Annotated in this window: 12 protein-coding genes; 4 read left to right on the forward strand and 8 right to left on the reverse strand. The window is 66.2% G+C overall.

The genetic code is table 11. The annotated features are described in order from the left end of the window. The first annotated feature begins 46 nt into the window (after positions 1-46). Positions 47-1,639 carry an alkyl hydroperoxide reductase subunit F gene (ahpF, locus tag I1A62_RS23785; RefSeq protein ID WP_219460265.1) on the forward strand — a complete coding sequence of 531 codons (1,593 nt, stop codon included), beginning with the start codon at positions 47-49 and terminating at the stop codon, positions 1,637-1,639. Between the two features lie 537 nt (positions 1,640-2,176). Here ahpF and I1A62_RS23790 read toward each other — a convergent pair. Further along, the gene (locus tag I1A62_RS23790) at positions 2,177-2,653 is read right to left on the reverse strand and encodes a hypothetical protein (RefSeq protein ID WP_257890890.1); all 477 of its coding nucleotides are present in this window, start codon (positions 2,651-2,653) and stop codon (positions 2,177-2,179) included. A gap of 189 nt (positions 2,654-2,842) precedes the next feature. On the opposite strand from I1A62_RS23790, the gene I1A62_RS23795 reads away from it, so the two are divergent. Continuing rightward, positions 2,843-4,075, forward strand: coding sequence for a CHAT domain-containing protein (locus tag I1A62_RS23795; RefSeq protein ID WP_219461371.1), 1,233 nt, complete (start codon positions 2,843-2,845; stop codon positions 4,073-4,075). A gap of 101 nt (positions 4,076-4,176) precedes the next feature. Then, a complete protein-coding gene (locus I1A62_RS23800; protein ID WP_219460268.1) occupies positions 4,177-4,590 on the forward strand; it encodes a VOC family protein in 414 nt (137 codons plus the stop codon). On the opposite strand, the gene I1A62_RS23805 is transcribed toward I1A62_RS23800, so the two are convergent. Then, positions 4,555-5,766, reverse strand: a complete 1,212-nt coding sequence (locus tag I1A62_RS23805) for an FAD-dependent monooxygenase (protein ID WP_219460271.1) — start codon at positions 5,764-5,766, stop codon at positions 4,555-4,557. The two genes, I1A62_RS23800 and I1A62_RS23805, sit on opposite strands and share 36 nt — an antisense overlap. Positions 5,767-5,859: 93 nt before the next feature. Here I1A62_RS23805 and I1A62_RS23810 point away from each other — a divergent pair, with 93 nt between their 5' ends. After that, positions 5,860-6,576: a TetR/AcrR family transcriptional regulator gene (locus I1A62_RS23810; protein WP_124391419.1), complete on the forward strand. Its 717-nt coding sequence runs from the start codon at positions 5,860-5,862 to the stop codon at positions 6,574-6,576. A 16-nt stretch (positions 6,577-6,592) separates the two neighbouring features. On the opposite strand, the gene I1A62_RS23815 is transcribed toward I1A62_RS23810, so the two are convergent. The 6 genes from I1A62_RS23815 to nthB form a co-directional block, all read right to left on the reverse strand. After that, positions 6,593-6,865, reverse strand: coding sequence for a hypothetical protein (locus I1A62_RS23815; RefSeq protein WP_219460273.1), 273 nt, complete (start codon positions 6,863-6,865; stop codon positions 6,593-6,595). 57 nt (positions 6,866-6,922) lie between these two features. Then, entirely contained in the window at positions 6,923-8,617 is a 1,695-nt protein-coding gene (locus I1A62_RS23820; protein ID WP_219460277.1) for a PucR family transcriptional regulator, read from the reverse strand. Between the two features lie 9 nt (positions 8,618-8,626). Continuing rightward, positions 8,627-10,132 carry an amidase gene (locus tag I1A62_RS23825; RefSeq protein ID WP_257890892.1) on the reverse strand — a complete coding sequence of 502 codons (1,506 nt, stop codon included), beginning with the start codon at positions 10,130-10,132 and terminating at the stop codon, positions 8,627-8,629. A gap of 99 nt (positions 10,133-10,231) precedes the next feature. Beyond that, on the reverse strand, positions 10,232-11,341 hold the full coding sequence (locus I1A62_RS23830) for a ring-opening amidohydrolase (RefSeq protein ID WP_124391422.1): 1,110 nt from the start codon (positions 11,339-11,341) through the stop codon (positions 10,232-10,234). Between the two features lie 167 nt (positions 11,342-11,508). Continuing rightward, entirely contained in the window at positions 11,509-12,735 is a 1,227-nt protein-coding gene (locus tag I1A62_RS23835) for a GTP-binding protein (RefSeq protein ID WP_219460279.1), read from the reverse strand. 106 nt (positions 12,736-12,841) lie between these two features. Next, complete coding sequence (gene nthB / locus I1A62_RS23840; RefSeq protein WP_219460281.1) at positions 12,842-13,483, reverse strand: nitrile hydratase subunit beta; 642 nt, start codon at positions 13,481-13,483, stop codon at positions 12,842-12,844. Positions 13,484-13,500: the final 17 nt, after the last annotated feature.

Genomic DNA, 13,500 nt, shown 5'->3' on the forward strand with positions numbered 1-13,500 from the left:
TTCCGGTTCCGATCCCTTTCCTCCCCGATCGATGGAGTAGATCCGCATGCTCGAAGCCTCGCTCGCCGGCCAACTGAAGTCCCTGCTCGAACGGCTGACCCTGCCGATCGAGCTCGTCTCCTCACTCGATGACGGCCCCAAGTCCACCGAACTCGCCGAACTGCTCACCGAGATCGCGGCGATGTCGGACAAGGTCACCTACGAACGCCGCGACGACGACGCGCGCCGCCCGTCCTTCGCGGTCCGCCGCAGTGGCACCGACATCGAGGTCCGCTTCGCCGGGATCCCGCTCGGCCACGAATTCACCTCGCTCGCACTCGCTTTGCTCCAGGTCGGCGGTTACCCGTCGAAGGAGTCCCCCGAGCTGCTCGAGCAGGTCCGCAACCTCGACGGCGACTTCCACTTCGAGACGTACTTCTCGCTGTCCTGCCAGAACTGCCCCGACGTGGTGCAGGCCCTGAACCTGATGTCCGTGCTCAATCCGCGCATCAGCCACGTCGCGATCGACGGCGCCCTGTTCCAGGATGAGGTCGACGGCCGCCAGATCATGGCCGTGCCGACGGTCTTCGTCAACGGCGAACTCTTCGGGTCCGGCCGGATGAGCCTCGAGGAGATCATCGGCAAGCTCGACGTCGGTGCCGCCGACCGCGCCGCCACCGCGATCGCGCAGAAGGATCCGTTCGACGTGCTCGTCGTCGGCGGTGGCCCGTCCGGTGCCGCGGCCGCGGTGTACGCCGCGCGCAAGGGAATTCGCACCGGTATCGCCGCCGAACGCTTCGGCGGCCAGGTGCTCGACACCATGGCGATCGAGAACTTCATTTCCGTGCCCTACACGGAGGGCCCCCAGTTCGGGTCTGCGCTCGAGAATCACGTCCGCCAGTACGGCGTCGACATCATGAACACGCAGAAGGCCGCGAAGCTCGTGCCCGCCGCCACCGAGAATGGTCTCGTCGAGATCGAACTGGAAAGCGGTGCTTCCCTTCTCGCGCGGACCGTGATCCTGTCGACCGGTGCGCGGTGGCGCTCGATGAACGTGCCCGGCGAGGACCAGTACCGGAACAAGGGCGTCACCTACTGCCCGCACTGCGACGGACCGCTGTTCAAGGGCAAGCGCGTCGCCGTGATCGGTGGCGGCAACTCCGGAGTGGAGGCCGCGATCGACCTCGCCGGACTCGTCGAGCACGTCACGCTCATCGAGTTCGACTCGGTGCTCCGCGCCGACGAGGTGCTGCAGCGCAAACTGCGCAGCCTCCCCAACGCGGACATCCTCCTGAGCACGCTCACGACGGAGGTCGTCGGGGACGGCAACAAGGTCACCGGTCTGGCGTACCAGGACCGCACGACCGATACCGCTCACACGCTCGACGTCGAGGGTGTCTTCGTCCAGATCGGTCTCCTGCCCAACACCGAGTGGCTGGCCGGGAGCATCGAGTTGTCCGATCGCGGCGAGATCGCGATCGACGACCGCGGCCAGACGTCGGTCCCCGGCGTGTTCGCTGCCGGTGACTGCACCACCGTGCCGTACAAGCAGATCGTGATCGCCGCCGGTGCCGGCGCCACGGCAGCGCTGAGCGCATTCGATCGGCTCATCCGCGCGGGTGTGCCTGCCGAGGATTCCGCCGCCGCAACTGTCGGCTAGTTCGGTCGCCCCTGCGTCAGAGGCACTCACGAAGCACGACTGCGGTCCAACAGACGCGACTTCTTACCCACACCGTGCCGGGCACGGTGTGGGTAAGTCGCTTCGCGGGGAGTACTCGAGGCGCTGAAACCAGCCACAGCGCCGACCCGCAGCGGCCGCAGAATCACATGTGGTCGTGCTTACTCGGTTTCCTTCGGATGGCCGGGCTCGCATCGCTCGAGCAGGACCCGGCCGGCGACCTTGCCGCCCGTCGGAGCCGGGTCGAGAAAGAACCAGATACGCCCACCATTGGTCACTTTGTACTGGTAGCGGGCGTAGTTCCGCCCGATGTGCGTGCCGTAGGCATAGTCACCTTTGGCTGATACAGCCGCGGTGTCTCCACTGCAGGTTCACGGGTAAGGGTGTCCCACGCATCGACCGTCGCATTGCGAGCGGTCGCCAACAGATCCGTCCAGCCCTTCTCCGCGTCACGTGTAACGAACACCAGCTGCCACTCGGCACGTTTGATCGGACGAGGGACCGATCCGCCCTTCTTGCTCACGCGTCGCGGCCCGGCGCCGCGACCACCTCGGCGACGTCAAGATGTTCCAGATCGGAACCGTCCGCAGTCAGGCGCGGGTCGGCATACGCCTCCGCGGTGGCCCTCCACGCTTCGAGCAGAATCGCGAGCCGGTCGAAGCGGGCAACCGCGATGCAGGCCCGGGCCATGTCCTGGAACTCCGCGATGAACTCCGCGTGCAACGACGCCGGCAGCAACCCGATCCACGGCAGTGCCACCGCGAGCCGGGTAGCGACACGATCGAGGGCCGCCTCGTCGAGAGAGGCGGCGAATAGCTGTCCCACGACGCCGAGAGTGCTCAATTCCGCACGGCTCGCCGATTCCTGGGTCAGCCGCAGAGCGGGCGCGTTCCGACGCGTCAACACCACCTCACCGTTGTCCTCGAGGACGCCGAGTACATCCTTCGGCGACCTCAAGAAGTCGGAGAACGTGGTGGTGGCGGTCGACTTGCTCATACACACCATTACATCAGAACTAGTTCAGATATTCCACGTCGAGGCTCAGGCGACCGGAAGTCGGAGGTTGCTCGGGGAGCCGATCTATTTGCCGGTGAAGATGCCAGGCGGGTAGGGAATGCTGGGGCGGTGCCGACTCACCTGTCCCACCCGCCGACCTCGCACGAGCCGCCCACCGCGATCGTGCGGATGGCCGACGCCGGCGACCTGTACACGTCCTGGCGGTGGACCCACGACTCCCACCCCGGCGGTGTCGGCGTCGCCCCCGCCGGGGTGGTGGACGAGGCCGTCGCCGCGCTGGCCCGGGCCCTGCCCGACCTCACGGACACGGAGGGGCTGCACCGTTCACTGACGACGGGCGCATTCTCCCGGTACGAGTCCGAACACGATCTGGCTCAACTCCTCTCCCGCACATTTCTCCCGTTCGGCCTCGCCCGGCAGTTGCACGAACTCTTCACCCGCGGTGTGCGTCCCCACCTCCGGATCCAGCCGTCACCCCGGGTCGCGCAGGTCCCGTGGGAACTGATCGCTCCCGACGCCGGGCTGCGTCTCGTCGACATCGCGGACGTCAGCCTGCTGGCCCCGCTCAGCATCGTGCACTCACCCGGTCGCCCGGTCCGAACCTGGACGGACGGCCACCGGCTCCCCGTCGTCGCGGTCCTCGACCCCCGCGTTCCGGGGTTCCGCGCCGATTCGGTTCTCGGTTCCGTCCTGGGGCGGATGGCCGCGGACAGCCCGCTGTCGCAACGGGTCGCGACGTACGCCGGCGAGGGCCGGCTGCTCCCGGCCGTGGACGGACCACTGGACGTGTTCCGCCGCGAAGACGCCGACCGGGCATGGCTCGGTGCGGCGTTGCGCGAGGGCGCGGGCCGGCTGGTGTACGTCGGGCACGTCACGGCGGCGGCACCCGAATCCGGTCAGAGCGAGCACGCGGAATTGCACCTCGCCTGCTCCACCGACGCCGTCGGGTTCGCGGAGCCGACGCGTGCGCACCGGCCGTTGTCCGCGAAGGACCTCCTGCTGGGAACGCACACGCTCACCGACGAACCGATCCGCGGCGCCGACCTGTGGCCGATCCCGAGCCGGGTTGCGCTCATCGCCTGCGAGAGCGGCGGCGACCTGCGGTTCAGCGAGGCCCTCGGACTGGTCTCCGCGATGATCGCCGGCGGGGCGGAACTCGTCACCGCGAGCCGCTGGGCACTTCCCACCGACCTCGCGTTCCAACGCATCGCCGGCGCAGCACCGCACGCGCGCCCGCTGCAGGACGTCATCTGTTCGATCGACGCGGCGCACGAACTGCCCGACGCGGTCGGCGCGCTCTGCGCGTGGCAGCGCGACCGGGTCGCCGCCTGGCGGGACGAACGGACGATCGAGCATTCGCCGGTGCTGTGGGCGGCGTTCGCGACCGTCGCGGTGCCCTGAAACACCTGGTGCAGTACCGAGCTTTGCGTTCCCCACATCGTGTCGGTCGGTCGTTGTACCGTCGTTGCTGTCGGTTCCGGCACCTAGAAGGAGCATGCCTCATGACCTCTCGTCTCAACCCCTACATCAGCTTCGACGGCGACGCTCGGCAGGCAATGGAGTTCTACAAGGACGTCTTCGGTGGCACTCTGGCGGTGAGCACATTCGGTGAGTTCGGCGCCCCGGACGCCGAGGGAGCCGACAAGATCATGCACGCCATGCTCGAATCCGACAACGGGTTCACCCTCATGGGGGCAGACACGCCGCCCGGCATGGAACACAACCCGGGCACCAACATCGCGGTGAGCCTGAGCGGCGACGACGGCGACCTGCTCCGCGGTTACTGGGCCAAGCTCTCGGACGCCGGCTCCGTGTCGGTGCCCCTCGAAAAGCAGATGTGGGGAGACGAATTCGGTGCCTGTACCGACCAATTCGGTATCTCATGGATGGTCAACATCGCCGGGACGCCCAGCTGATCTCAGCGCCGGGTAGTCCTGCAGGTCGATGTCGGTGGCGAAGGAGTCGGTCAGCGTCATCATCAGGCCGAACAGGGTCCTGGACTTGAACGTCCAATTCCGCAGCCTGATGCGAGTCGACGACTTCGGCGCGAGAAACGGTCCGGCGCTGGCCTTGCGGGCGACCTTCGCATACCGGTGCATCTGCTCGTTGTAGCGTCCGAATGCGACGCGGTGGTCGCCACCGGTTGCGGCCAGTTCGCCCGCGAGCACATACGCACCGACGAGGGCGAGACCGGTTCCGAAGCCGCCCAGCGTGTTTCCGTACGCGGCATCGCCGAGTAGGGCGACGCGCCCGGCGGTGTAGGTATCGGTCTCGACCCTCGCGATCGAGTCGAGGTAGAAGTCGGGGGCGTCGTCCAGGTGCCCGAGCAACCCGGGCACGCGCCAGCCTGCACCTGCGTACGCGGCGACCAGCAGGCGCTTCTGCTCGGTGATGTCGCCACGGTCGTAGTCGATCGGGTCGGAGGCGAAGACGAACAACTCGGGAGCCTTCGGTCCACCGACGACGGCCATCCTTCCGGGTTCGTTGTACATCCATCCCGTCGCGCGTTCCCGGTCGGGCGACGCCGCAGTCACCGCGTCCGTGGTGCCGACGACGGCGTAGTAGTACCCGAGGAATCGGACGAAGTTCTCCTCCGGCCCGAACCGGTGTTTACGCACCGCCGAGTGGATGCCGTCGGCGCCGAACACCAGGTCGAAACGGCGTGCGTGCAATTTCTCGAACGTGACCTCGACACCGGACTCTGTGTCGGTGAGCGCGGTCACGGAGTCACCGAACAGGTACTCGCACGAATCCGCGGTCCGTTCGTAGAGGATCTCGGTCAGGTCGCCCCGCAGGATCTCGACGTCGCCGCCGATGAATTCACCGGGCATGGTCGCCAAGTGTTTGTCACGTTCGTCGACGATCCGGAGGTCGGTCTTTCCCGTCTGCCTGCGGTGCACCTCGTCGAGAATCCCCATCCTCTCCAGCACCTGCCGGTGCACCTCCCCTTTGAAGTCGACGGCCTGGCCGCCGAGCCGAAGGACCGGCACCTTCTCGACGACGGTGACGGCGTAGCCGCTGCGAGCGAGCCAGAACGCCAGGGCGGGCCCGGCGATGCCGGCACCAGAGATGAGGACGGTTTCGTTCGGCATGGGAGCCCTCCGGGAATTAATTGTGTCTTATGGACACAATTCAGTGTATGGTAGACACCATTCCGGATCAAGAGTCGACCGGAGGAGCGCAAGATGGTCACCCAGCCCCGTACCGCCGAGCTGCTGTGGGGATCACCGGACAGACCGAAGCGCGGTCCGAAGCCGGCGCTGAGTCTCGAGCGGATCGTCGCCACCGCCATCTCGATGGCCGATGCGGAGGGCCTCGCCACGCTGTCGATGCAGCGCCTCGCGGAGGACCTCGGGTTCACCAAGATGTCCCTCTACCGCTACACCCCGGGGAAGGCCGAGCTGACCGCCCTCATGCTCGATGCCGCTCTCGGACCCGCACCCGACCTGTCCGAGATCGACGGCGGCTGGCGCGCAGCGCTCCACGAGTGGGCACTGAGCATGTGGGCGGGTCTGCGACGGCATCCGTGGGTCGTGGACGTCGCCGTCGGCCCCCGCGTGATGGGACCGAACGAACTGGGCTGGCTCGAAACCGGCCTCTCGGCACTGAGCGGCACCGGGCTCACCGGCGGAGAACGACTGGATTCGGTCGTCCTGATCACCGGCCACGTCCGCAGCCTCGCGCAACAGTCGACGGCCGCCGGCGCCGAAACCGACACACCCGAGAAGGCCCTGAACGCGATCATGACGGGAATCCTCACCGACAACGCCGAGCGCTTTCCTGAAGCGGCGGCGGCCTTCGCGTCGGCGAGTTCGTCTTCCGGGCAGGACGATGCGCTCGAATTCGGCCTGGCCCGGATCTTCGACGGCCTGGCCGCACTCGTCGCGGAACGCGCCGAATAGCGGAGCCGCGGTCCGATCAGGTGGATCGAGGCCTGAGCACCACGGCGATCGTCACAGCCAGGACGCCGCCGCACAGAAGCCCGGCAAGCGCTGTGGCCCAACGCTGTCCCACCGATGCATCCGTGGAAGTCAGCGCGCACGCCAGCATCGTCGCCGCACCAGTCAATGACAGGGTGACATTCCAGTTCAGAAGCTGACTGGTTCCGGCGTGGACTCGCAGAAGGGACGGGGGAATCAGTACGTTGGAGACAATGAGAAGCACGATGCCGGGGTAGAGCAGAGCGTTCATTGCTGTCCTATCACAGAGCGGTGGACGGTGAGGACGAGTTCATATCGTGCGGATCGGTCACAGACCCTCCATCTCCTCTACTCTCAATGCGAGCGCGACATCCAGGCGCAGAATGGGATCCGTCGTGAACGGACCGACGATGCTCTCCAACTTGCCGATCCGGTAACGCAGCGTGTTGTAGTGGAAATGCAGGACGCGTGCAGTCTCAGCCACGTTGCAGTTGGTGTCCAGGAGTGCCTGCATCGTCTGGCGGAGATCGATCGCCTCGTCTGCGTCGCCGGCCAGCGACCCGAGGATCTCGGTGGCGAACGATCGGAGCTCGGCGCTGTCGTCGACCAGGGAGAGCAGTCTGTGGACGCCCAGGCTGTCGAAGTGTGCGACAGAACCGTTCCCGCGCATGCGCCGCCCCACCGCCACTGCCTTACGTGCCTGGTCGTACGCCTGCGGAATGTCGGCAGCCGAACCGATGACCCGGCTCACGCCGGTGCAGAACGAACGCCTGCCGCCTCCTCGGTCACCGGTGACGGCCGCAATCAGATCGTCGATGACAGTTCTTGCGTCGTCGTCACCGACCGGCATCAACACCACCACCTCGTGGCTGAACCCGACCACCGGTGCGTACCGGTCCCTGCGCCGGACCACTTGTTTCCAGGCAGCCGTGAGTCTTTGTTGCGGCATCCGTCCGGCACCCGGCGGCCGTATCACGGGGCCGGTGGTCGAGCGAGCGGGGTCCGGATCGAGCTCCGCGACAACGACCACCATGGCGCGGTTCACGTCCCATTCGAGCTGCGCGCAGTGCTCCGTAATCTGTTCAACCGTACCGGCATTCCCGTTGAGTACGTCGCGCAGGAAGTCGCCGTGAAACTTTGATTCGACCGCCGACACGGCGAGCTGCTTGGTCACCGCCAGCGCGACAACGGTTGCGGCTCGCTCCAGCGCTTGCACGGCGACGGGGCCCAATCCGCCGTCGCCCACGAAGGCGACGATGACGCCGTGTTCGGTCCCGCCGGCATGAACCGGTGCGACGGCGATCTGGCCGGCCTCCGTGCCCGGCGCCGGCTGCAGGCCGTGGTGCAGGCGCTCGGTGCGAAGCCGGCCGGACCGGTCGAACAGCGGCAGCCCCTCCAACACCTCCAGATTGGCCGTCGTACCCGCTGACGCGTTGACCCGCCCGTCCGGTGTGCAGATCAACACCGCAGCGTCGAACAGCGCGGCGACCTCGTCCGCGATCTGCGGCAGATCGCCACCTTCGAGGACGATCTTCGTCAAGGCACGGTGCATGCGATCGGCGACGTCGAGGGCGAATGCCTGCCGATCGACGAGGTGTGTGAACACCTCGGACATCACCTCGTCGAAACCGATGTCGTGCGGAATGAGAAACAGCGGAATGTCGAGACGGTCCGATGCCTCGAGCATCGCGGCAGGGAGATCGCCGAGGTACCGGCCCTCCTTGACACCGAGTGCGGCCGCGCCGCACCGGGCGAGGCCCTCGACGAGTTCGACCAGCGCGAGGGGGTCGAACGGCTCACCCGAATCTGCATGTCGCAGAGGGAACCCCGTGGTGATCAGCAGTTCGTTGGGCTTCACCCACGGCAGGATGTCCGGTACCTCGATGACGTTGACTCGCAGAACGGTCTGCTCCAGTCCGCCCGCCCCCGCGACGAGCGTGGCGCCGGCCAAGCTGGGGAGGGTCAGCACCTCCCGAATCGTCAACGCGTATCCGGCAGGTGACGGCAGACCGACTGCGTCCACGGGTGCAGCTCAGCTCGGGAGGAGTGCCGGCGGAAGCACACGCTGCGTCCACTTCGTCCGCTGCTCGTACGCGTGGGCGAGTTGGAGAACGGCTCGGTCGGCGCCGTGTCGTCCGATTATCTGAATTCCCATCGGAAGCCCCCGGTCATCGAAACCGACCGGCATCGCGGCCACCGGGAGGCTCGTCATCGTCCACGGTGCGACGGTCTCCATCCATCGGTGATAGGTATCCATGGGCCGGCCGTCGATCTCGGTGGGCCAGTGTGCGGACTTGTCGAACGGGAACACCTGAGCACTGGGCGCGAGGATGTAGTCATACGATTCGAACATCTTCGTGAGGGCAGCCTGCCAGTCGTTGCGGGCCGCCGCGGCCTTCGTGACGTCGAGCGCGGACAGTGCGATTCCGTGCTCCATCTCCCACACGAATTCGGGCTTCATCTGCTCGCGTGTCTGTGGGTCGTCGTAGAGGTCGACCAAGCCGAGCTGTGCCCACCAGCGCCATCTCAGGAACAGCTGCCAGATGTCTTCGGGCTTGTAGTCGGGGAGCGCCGCCTCGACGCGGCACCCGATGTTCCGGAATGCGTCGAACGACGACTCGCACAGCTCGAGAACCCCGGGTTCCGTCGCCAGGTACCCGTCCCAGTCACCCACCCACGCGATCCGCGTTCCGTGGAAGTCCCGATCGAGGTTCCGTGTGAAGACCTCTGGGTCCTCGTCGATGCCGAGCGGGGCGCCTGCGTCGGGCCCGGCCATCGTCGACAAGAGCTGCGCCACATCGGCCACCGACCGCCCGATCGGGCCGACCACCGCGCCCTGAGCGATGAAGCCTGCCTCCGGGATGCGTCCCCATGACGGGCGAAATCCCACAACGTTATTGAAGGCTGGTGGATTTCGCAGTGACCCCATGTAGTCGCTGCCGTCGGCAACCGGGACCATCCGCAGTGCCAGGGCCGCGGCGGCGCCGCCACTGCTTCCACCTGCGGTGCGTGACGTGTCGTACGGTGTCGCCGTTGTGCCGTACACCGGGTTGTACGTCTGGGACCCGAGTCCGAATTCGGGCGTGTTCGTCTTGCCGATGACAATGGCACCTGCTGCCTTGATCCGCGCGACGAACAGGTCGTCCGCGTCGGCGATCCGGTCGGCGAAGATGGGTGATCCGGACGTGAACGGAAGTCCCTTGGCCGCGGAGAGATCCTTGACGGCGTGCGGGAACCCGTGCATCCAGCCGAGGTAGTGCCCGTCGGCAAGCTGATGGTCGCGCTCGCGCGCTTCGGCCAGCAACTCGTCCCGGTCCCGCAGGGCAACGATGGCGTTGACACTGCCATTGTGCCGTGCGATGTGGTCGAGATAGGCAGTCATGACGTCGACGCACGACACCTCGCGGCTCTTGATCAAACCGCTGAGCGTGAGCGCGTCACACATGACGAGATTGTCGTATCCTCCTGGCCCGCCGAAGGGTTCGACGTCAGTCAGGGGCGAATCACCTGCGTCGACGGGATCGATGACGTGTGACACTTGTGAACCTCTCCACGGTTTCGGAAGCGATGACCGGCGATCGAGGGTGCGCGGCGCCCGGTGGCGGCCACGCACCCTCGTTCACGGTGCGACCAGGAACTATTGACCGAGGTCGACGATGGCGGCGACGGGGCCGCCACCCTCCGGGCCCTGGTGCGCGGCCGACACGGACACGAACACCGCCGGGTCACCGGTGACCGACGCCGCGACACCGCCTACGCACGACTTGATCTGGCGGTGCCAGTGGACGTCCGAGTCGTCGAGCATCGCGTTGCGGCGGCCGCGCACCGTCCCGTCCTGACTCGCCTCACACTTGAGGAAGACATTGACGAGCCGGCCGTCCAGGTCGCTCGTGTGGGGCCGCTCGGGCAGTTCGAGTCCCGCATCCCGGATCGCCGACCAGATGCCGTCCTGATCGAGCGGATCATTCATCACGCTGTGCCCGATCCGGTAGCGGCCGCCGACACCGCGTGTGTTGCCCACCACCACGATTTGAGCCCGGTCCAACTCGACACCTGAGGAGCAGGATGCGACCGACGAGTAGAGGTCCCGGCTGTGCATGACATCGTCATCGCCGGGCATCTCGATCTCGCCGAGGGCGACGGCAATCCCCAGTGCCGTACCACCGTTCGACAGGTCCATCGACTCGTGCGTCTGCTCGGTCCACACCGTCTCGCCGCGGCTCTTGGCGTCCCGGATGGTGTGGATCGTCAGCAACGGCGTCTTCGTCTGCACGTAGTGCACGTCGGCGGGGTCGGTGATGCCGGCGTTGTCCATCGCCATCTTCACCGCCGCTGCCACCTTGGTGATCATCGCCGTGCGACCGATGTCTTCGGGGAGAAGCTGCTCACTCATCGCGACACCGACGGTCAGTCGCGGCTCGTCGGTCTTCACAGCCTTCTCCGCGGGCACCGTTGCGAAGATCGTTGCGTGCGGGCTGATCACACCGTCGGTACCGCCGGACCAGACGATGGGCACCCCCGCCACCTCGTCCGCGCTTCGGCTGCCCTTGGCAGAGAGGACCTCACGGAAAGCCCGATCCGCGATGATGCGCGTGTAGTCGTTGACGCCGCCGTTGCCCTCGGTCTTGCCGATGACTGCGATGACGCGGTCCGCTTCGAGCACACCGTCGTCGATGAGCTTGGCCAGCTCGCCGGCGTCGGACACGCTGTGCAGGGGAACCTTGCGGACCTCGATTGCTTCGGGCATTGACATCTCCTCTATACGTGGCTTGCGGGGTAGTCGAGATCAGCTTTTGGCGATCGGAACTCCAACGCAGCCCACGCTATGAGGGCGAGCACGTTCGGACATTGGCAAAGCTTGCCCAAACCAGAACTCACATTGGGCAGAGTTGACCAGTGCCGCTGGTGACAGGATCAGATGGTGCTCGTCTGGGCTACCTGGCTGGTCACGTGATCGGAGTGACCGGCGCCGAGGGGGTCGGGCCACCCCGACCACGTGTCGGGGCCGGCGTCGATCTCCTCGATGGTGAGGAGACACGTGTTGAGCTGACGCCGAAGGATGTCGGCGTCGATGCCCTGGCCGATGAAGACGAGTTCCTGTCGGCAGTCACCGACCGGTTCTTCCCATTTGTCGAGAATTCCCTGGCGGCGGTAGTCGTCTTCCGGCCAGTAGCTGTCGGGAAGGAACTTCCACCACCGTCCGACGTACCCGTGTCGGATCACGTGACCGGCTTGGGAGATGCTGCCGATCTCGGTGAACCGGCCGGCATTCCAGAAGTACCCTTTGGCGCGGAGAAGTCTGCCGTTCGTCCAGTCGCCGGTGAGGAACTCGTGCAGTCGCCCCGGGTGGAAGGGGGCGCGTTCGCGGTAGACGACCGAACCGATCCCGTATTCCTCGGTCTCAGGGGTGTGCTCGCCCTGGAGTTCCTGCAGCCAGCCGGGTGCCTGGGCTGCCCTGTCGAAGGAGAACAGGCCGGTATCCATGATGGCGTCGAGTGGGACGTGGCCGTGAGATATCGCGTGGATGTCCGCGGCCTTGTTCAGCGATCGAATCAAGGCGGTCAGCTCGGCGAGGTGCTCGGCGGAGACGAGGTCGGCTTTGCTGATCAGGACCACGTCGGCGAACTCGATCTGATCGACCAGAAGATCGGAGATGTCACGTTCGTCCTCGGGGGCGTCGGCCTCGACGGGGCCGCCGGACCGGTAGTCCCGGAGGAAACTGTGGCCGTCGACGACGGTCACCATGGTGTCCAATCGCGCGATGTCGGCAAGCGCGTGCCCGTCGGTGTCGATGAACGTGAAGGTCTCGGCGACGGGCAGGGGCTCGGAGATGCCGGACGATTCGATCAGGAGGTAGTCGAATCGTCCGTCGGCTGCCAGGGTTCTGATCTCGTCGAGGAGATCCTCCCGCAACGTGCAGCAGATGCAGCCGTTGGTCATCTCGACGAGCTTTTCCTGTGATCGACTCAGCGAGACCTCTCGTTCGACCTCGGCACTGTCGATGTTGATCTCGCTCATGTCGTTGACGATCACCGCGACGCGCCTGCCTTCACGGTTGCGCAGGATCTGGTTCAGGAGTGTCGTTTTTCCTGCACCGAGGAATCCGGACAGCACGGTGACGGGGAGGCGCGTGTCATTCATTTGTCAAGTTCCTTCCGGAGAATCTGGGTGTACTCGATGACAGACCGGCGGCGGAGGCGCGGAAGGGCTTTCCACCGCCGGTCTGTGGTCATCGTGTCGGATGCGTTCAGGCGGCTACCTTTTCGAGGTATCCCTCGAAGAGGTCGACCACGACACTGCCTGCGTCGGTGTCCTCGCCGAAGAGGTCCTCCGCCGCGAACTGGACGTGATAGGTGGATTCGGCACCGGCGTCGTCGCGCCCGTGGCCTATCGAGTCGGGGAACGGCCATTTCTCGGTGGTGCGGTGGGTGATCGTTCCGACCCGGCCGCGGCAGTATGCCGGCATCCGGATGTGCCCGGGCACGTGCTCGTCGCGGACCCGAACGCGCTGCCCCACCTCGAAGGTGATGCCGTCCGTCCGCGCCGGCCGGCCTTCCGATTCCGCAGGAAGGGACAACGGGAACGGGCCGCCCGCGAGCGCCTCGAGCTCGTCGTGGGTCAGGATTCCCTTCTCCACCATCAAGGTTGCGACGCCGATGACGTACCGCTCGTAGTACGGCGTCATCATGTAGTGGCGTGGTTCCATTCGTTCGACGACGTGCCTGACTTCGTCGACACTGAACGCCCCCAGGTCTGCGGCGCCGAGGAACAGCAGACTGTAGGGGAGGTGCTCCCACTTCGCGTGAAAGGGTCCGCCGATGTCGGCGTCGACGGTGTGCGGGACCTTACCGAACCCCTGGACACCGGCGAGATCGTGTACTCCATCCATGGATCTGTTCCTTCTCT

The organism is Rhodococcus sp. USK10 (assembly GCF_019378875.1).
Lineage (GTDB): Bacteria > Actinomycetota > Actinomycetes > Mycobacteriales > Mycobacteriaceae > Rhodococcus_F > Rhodococcus_F pseudokoreensis.

Bases quoted from the DNA above. Each gene is read 5' to 3' on its own strand.
- I1A62_RS23830 (WP_124391422.1), bottom strand. From the start codon at position 11,341: ATGCCCGAAGCAATCGAGGTCCGCAAGGTTCCCCTGCACAGCGTGTCC.
- I1A62_RS23835 (WP_219460279.1), bottom strand. From the start codon at position 12,735: ATGAATGACACGCGCCTCCCCGTCACCGTGCTGTCCGGATTCCTCGGT.
- I1A62_RS23805 (WP_219460271.1), bottom strand. From the start codon at position 5,766: ATGCCGAACGAAACCGTCCTCATCTCTGGTGCCGGCATCGCCGGGCCC.
- I1A62_RS23795 (WP_219461371.1), top strand. From the start codon at position 2,843: ATGGCCGACGCCGGCGACCTGTACACGTCCTGGCGGTGGACCCACGAC.
- nthB (WP_219460281.1), bottom strand. From the start codon at position 13,483: ATGGATGGAGTACACGATCTCGCCGGTGTCCAGGGGTTCGGTAAGGTC.
- I1A62_RS23810 (WP_124391419.1), top strand. From the start codon at position 5,860: ATGGTCACCCAGCCCCGTACCGCCGAGCTGCTGTGGGGATCACCGGAC.
- ahpF (WP_219460265.1), top strand. From the start codon at position 47: ATGCTCGAAGCCTCGCTCGCCGGCCAACTGAAGTCCCTGCTCGAACGG.
- I1A62_RS23815 (WP_219460273.1), bottom strand. From the start codon at position 6,865: ATGAACGCTCTGCTCTACCCCGGCATCGTGCTTCTCATTGTCTCCAAC.
- I1A62_RS23790 (WP_257890890.1), bottom strand. From the start codon at position 2,653: ATGAGCAAGTCGACCGCCACCACCACGTTCTCCGACTTCTTGAGGTCG.
- I1A62_RS23800 (WP_219460268.1), top strand. From the start codon at position 4,177: ATGACCTCTCGTCTCAACCCCTACATCAGCTTCGACGGCGACGCTCGG.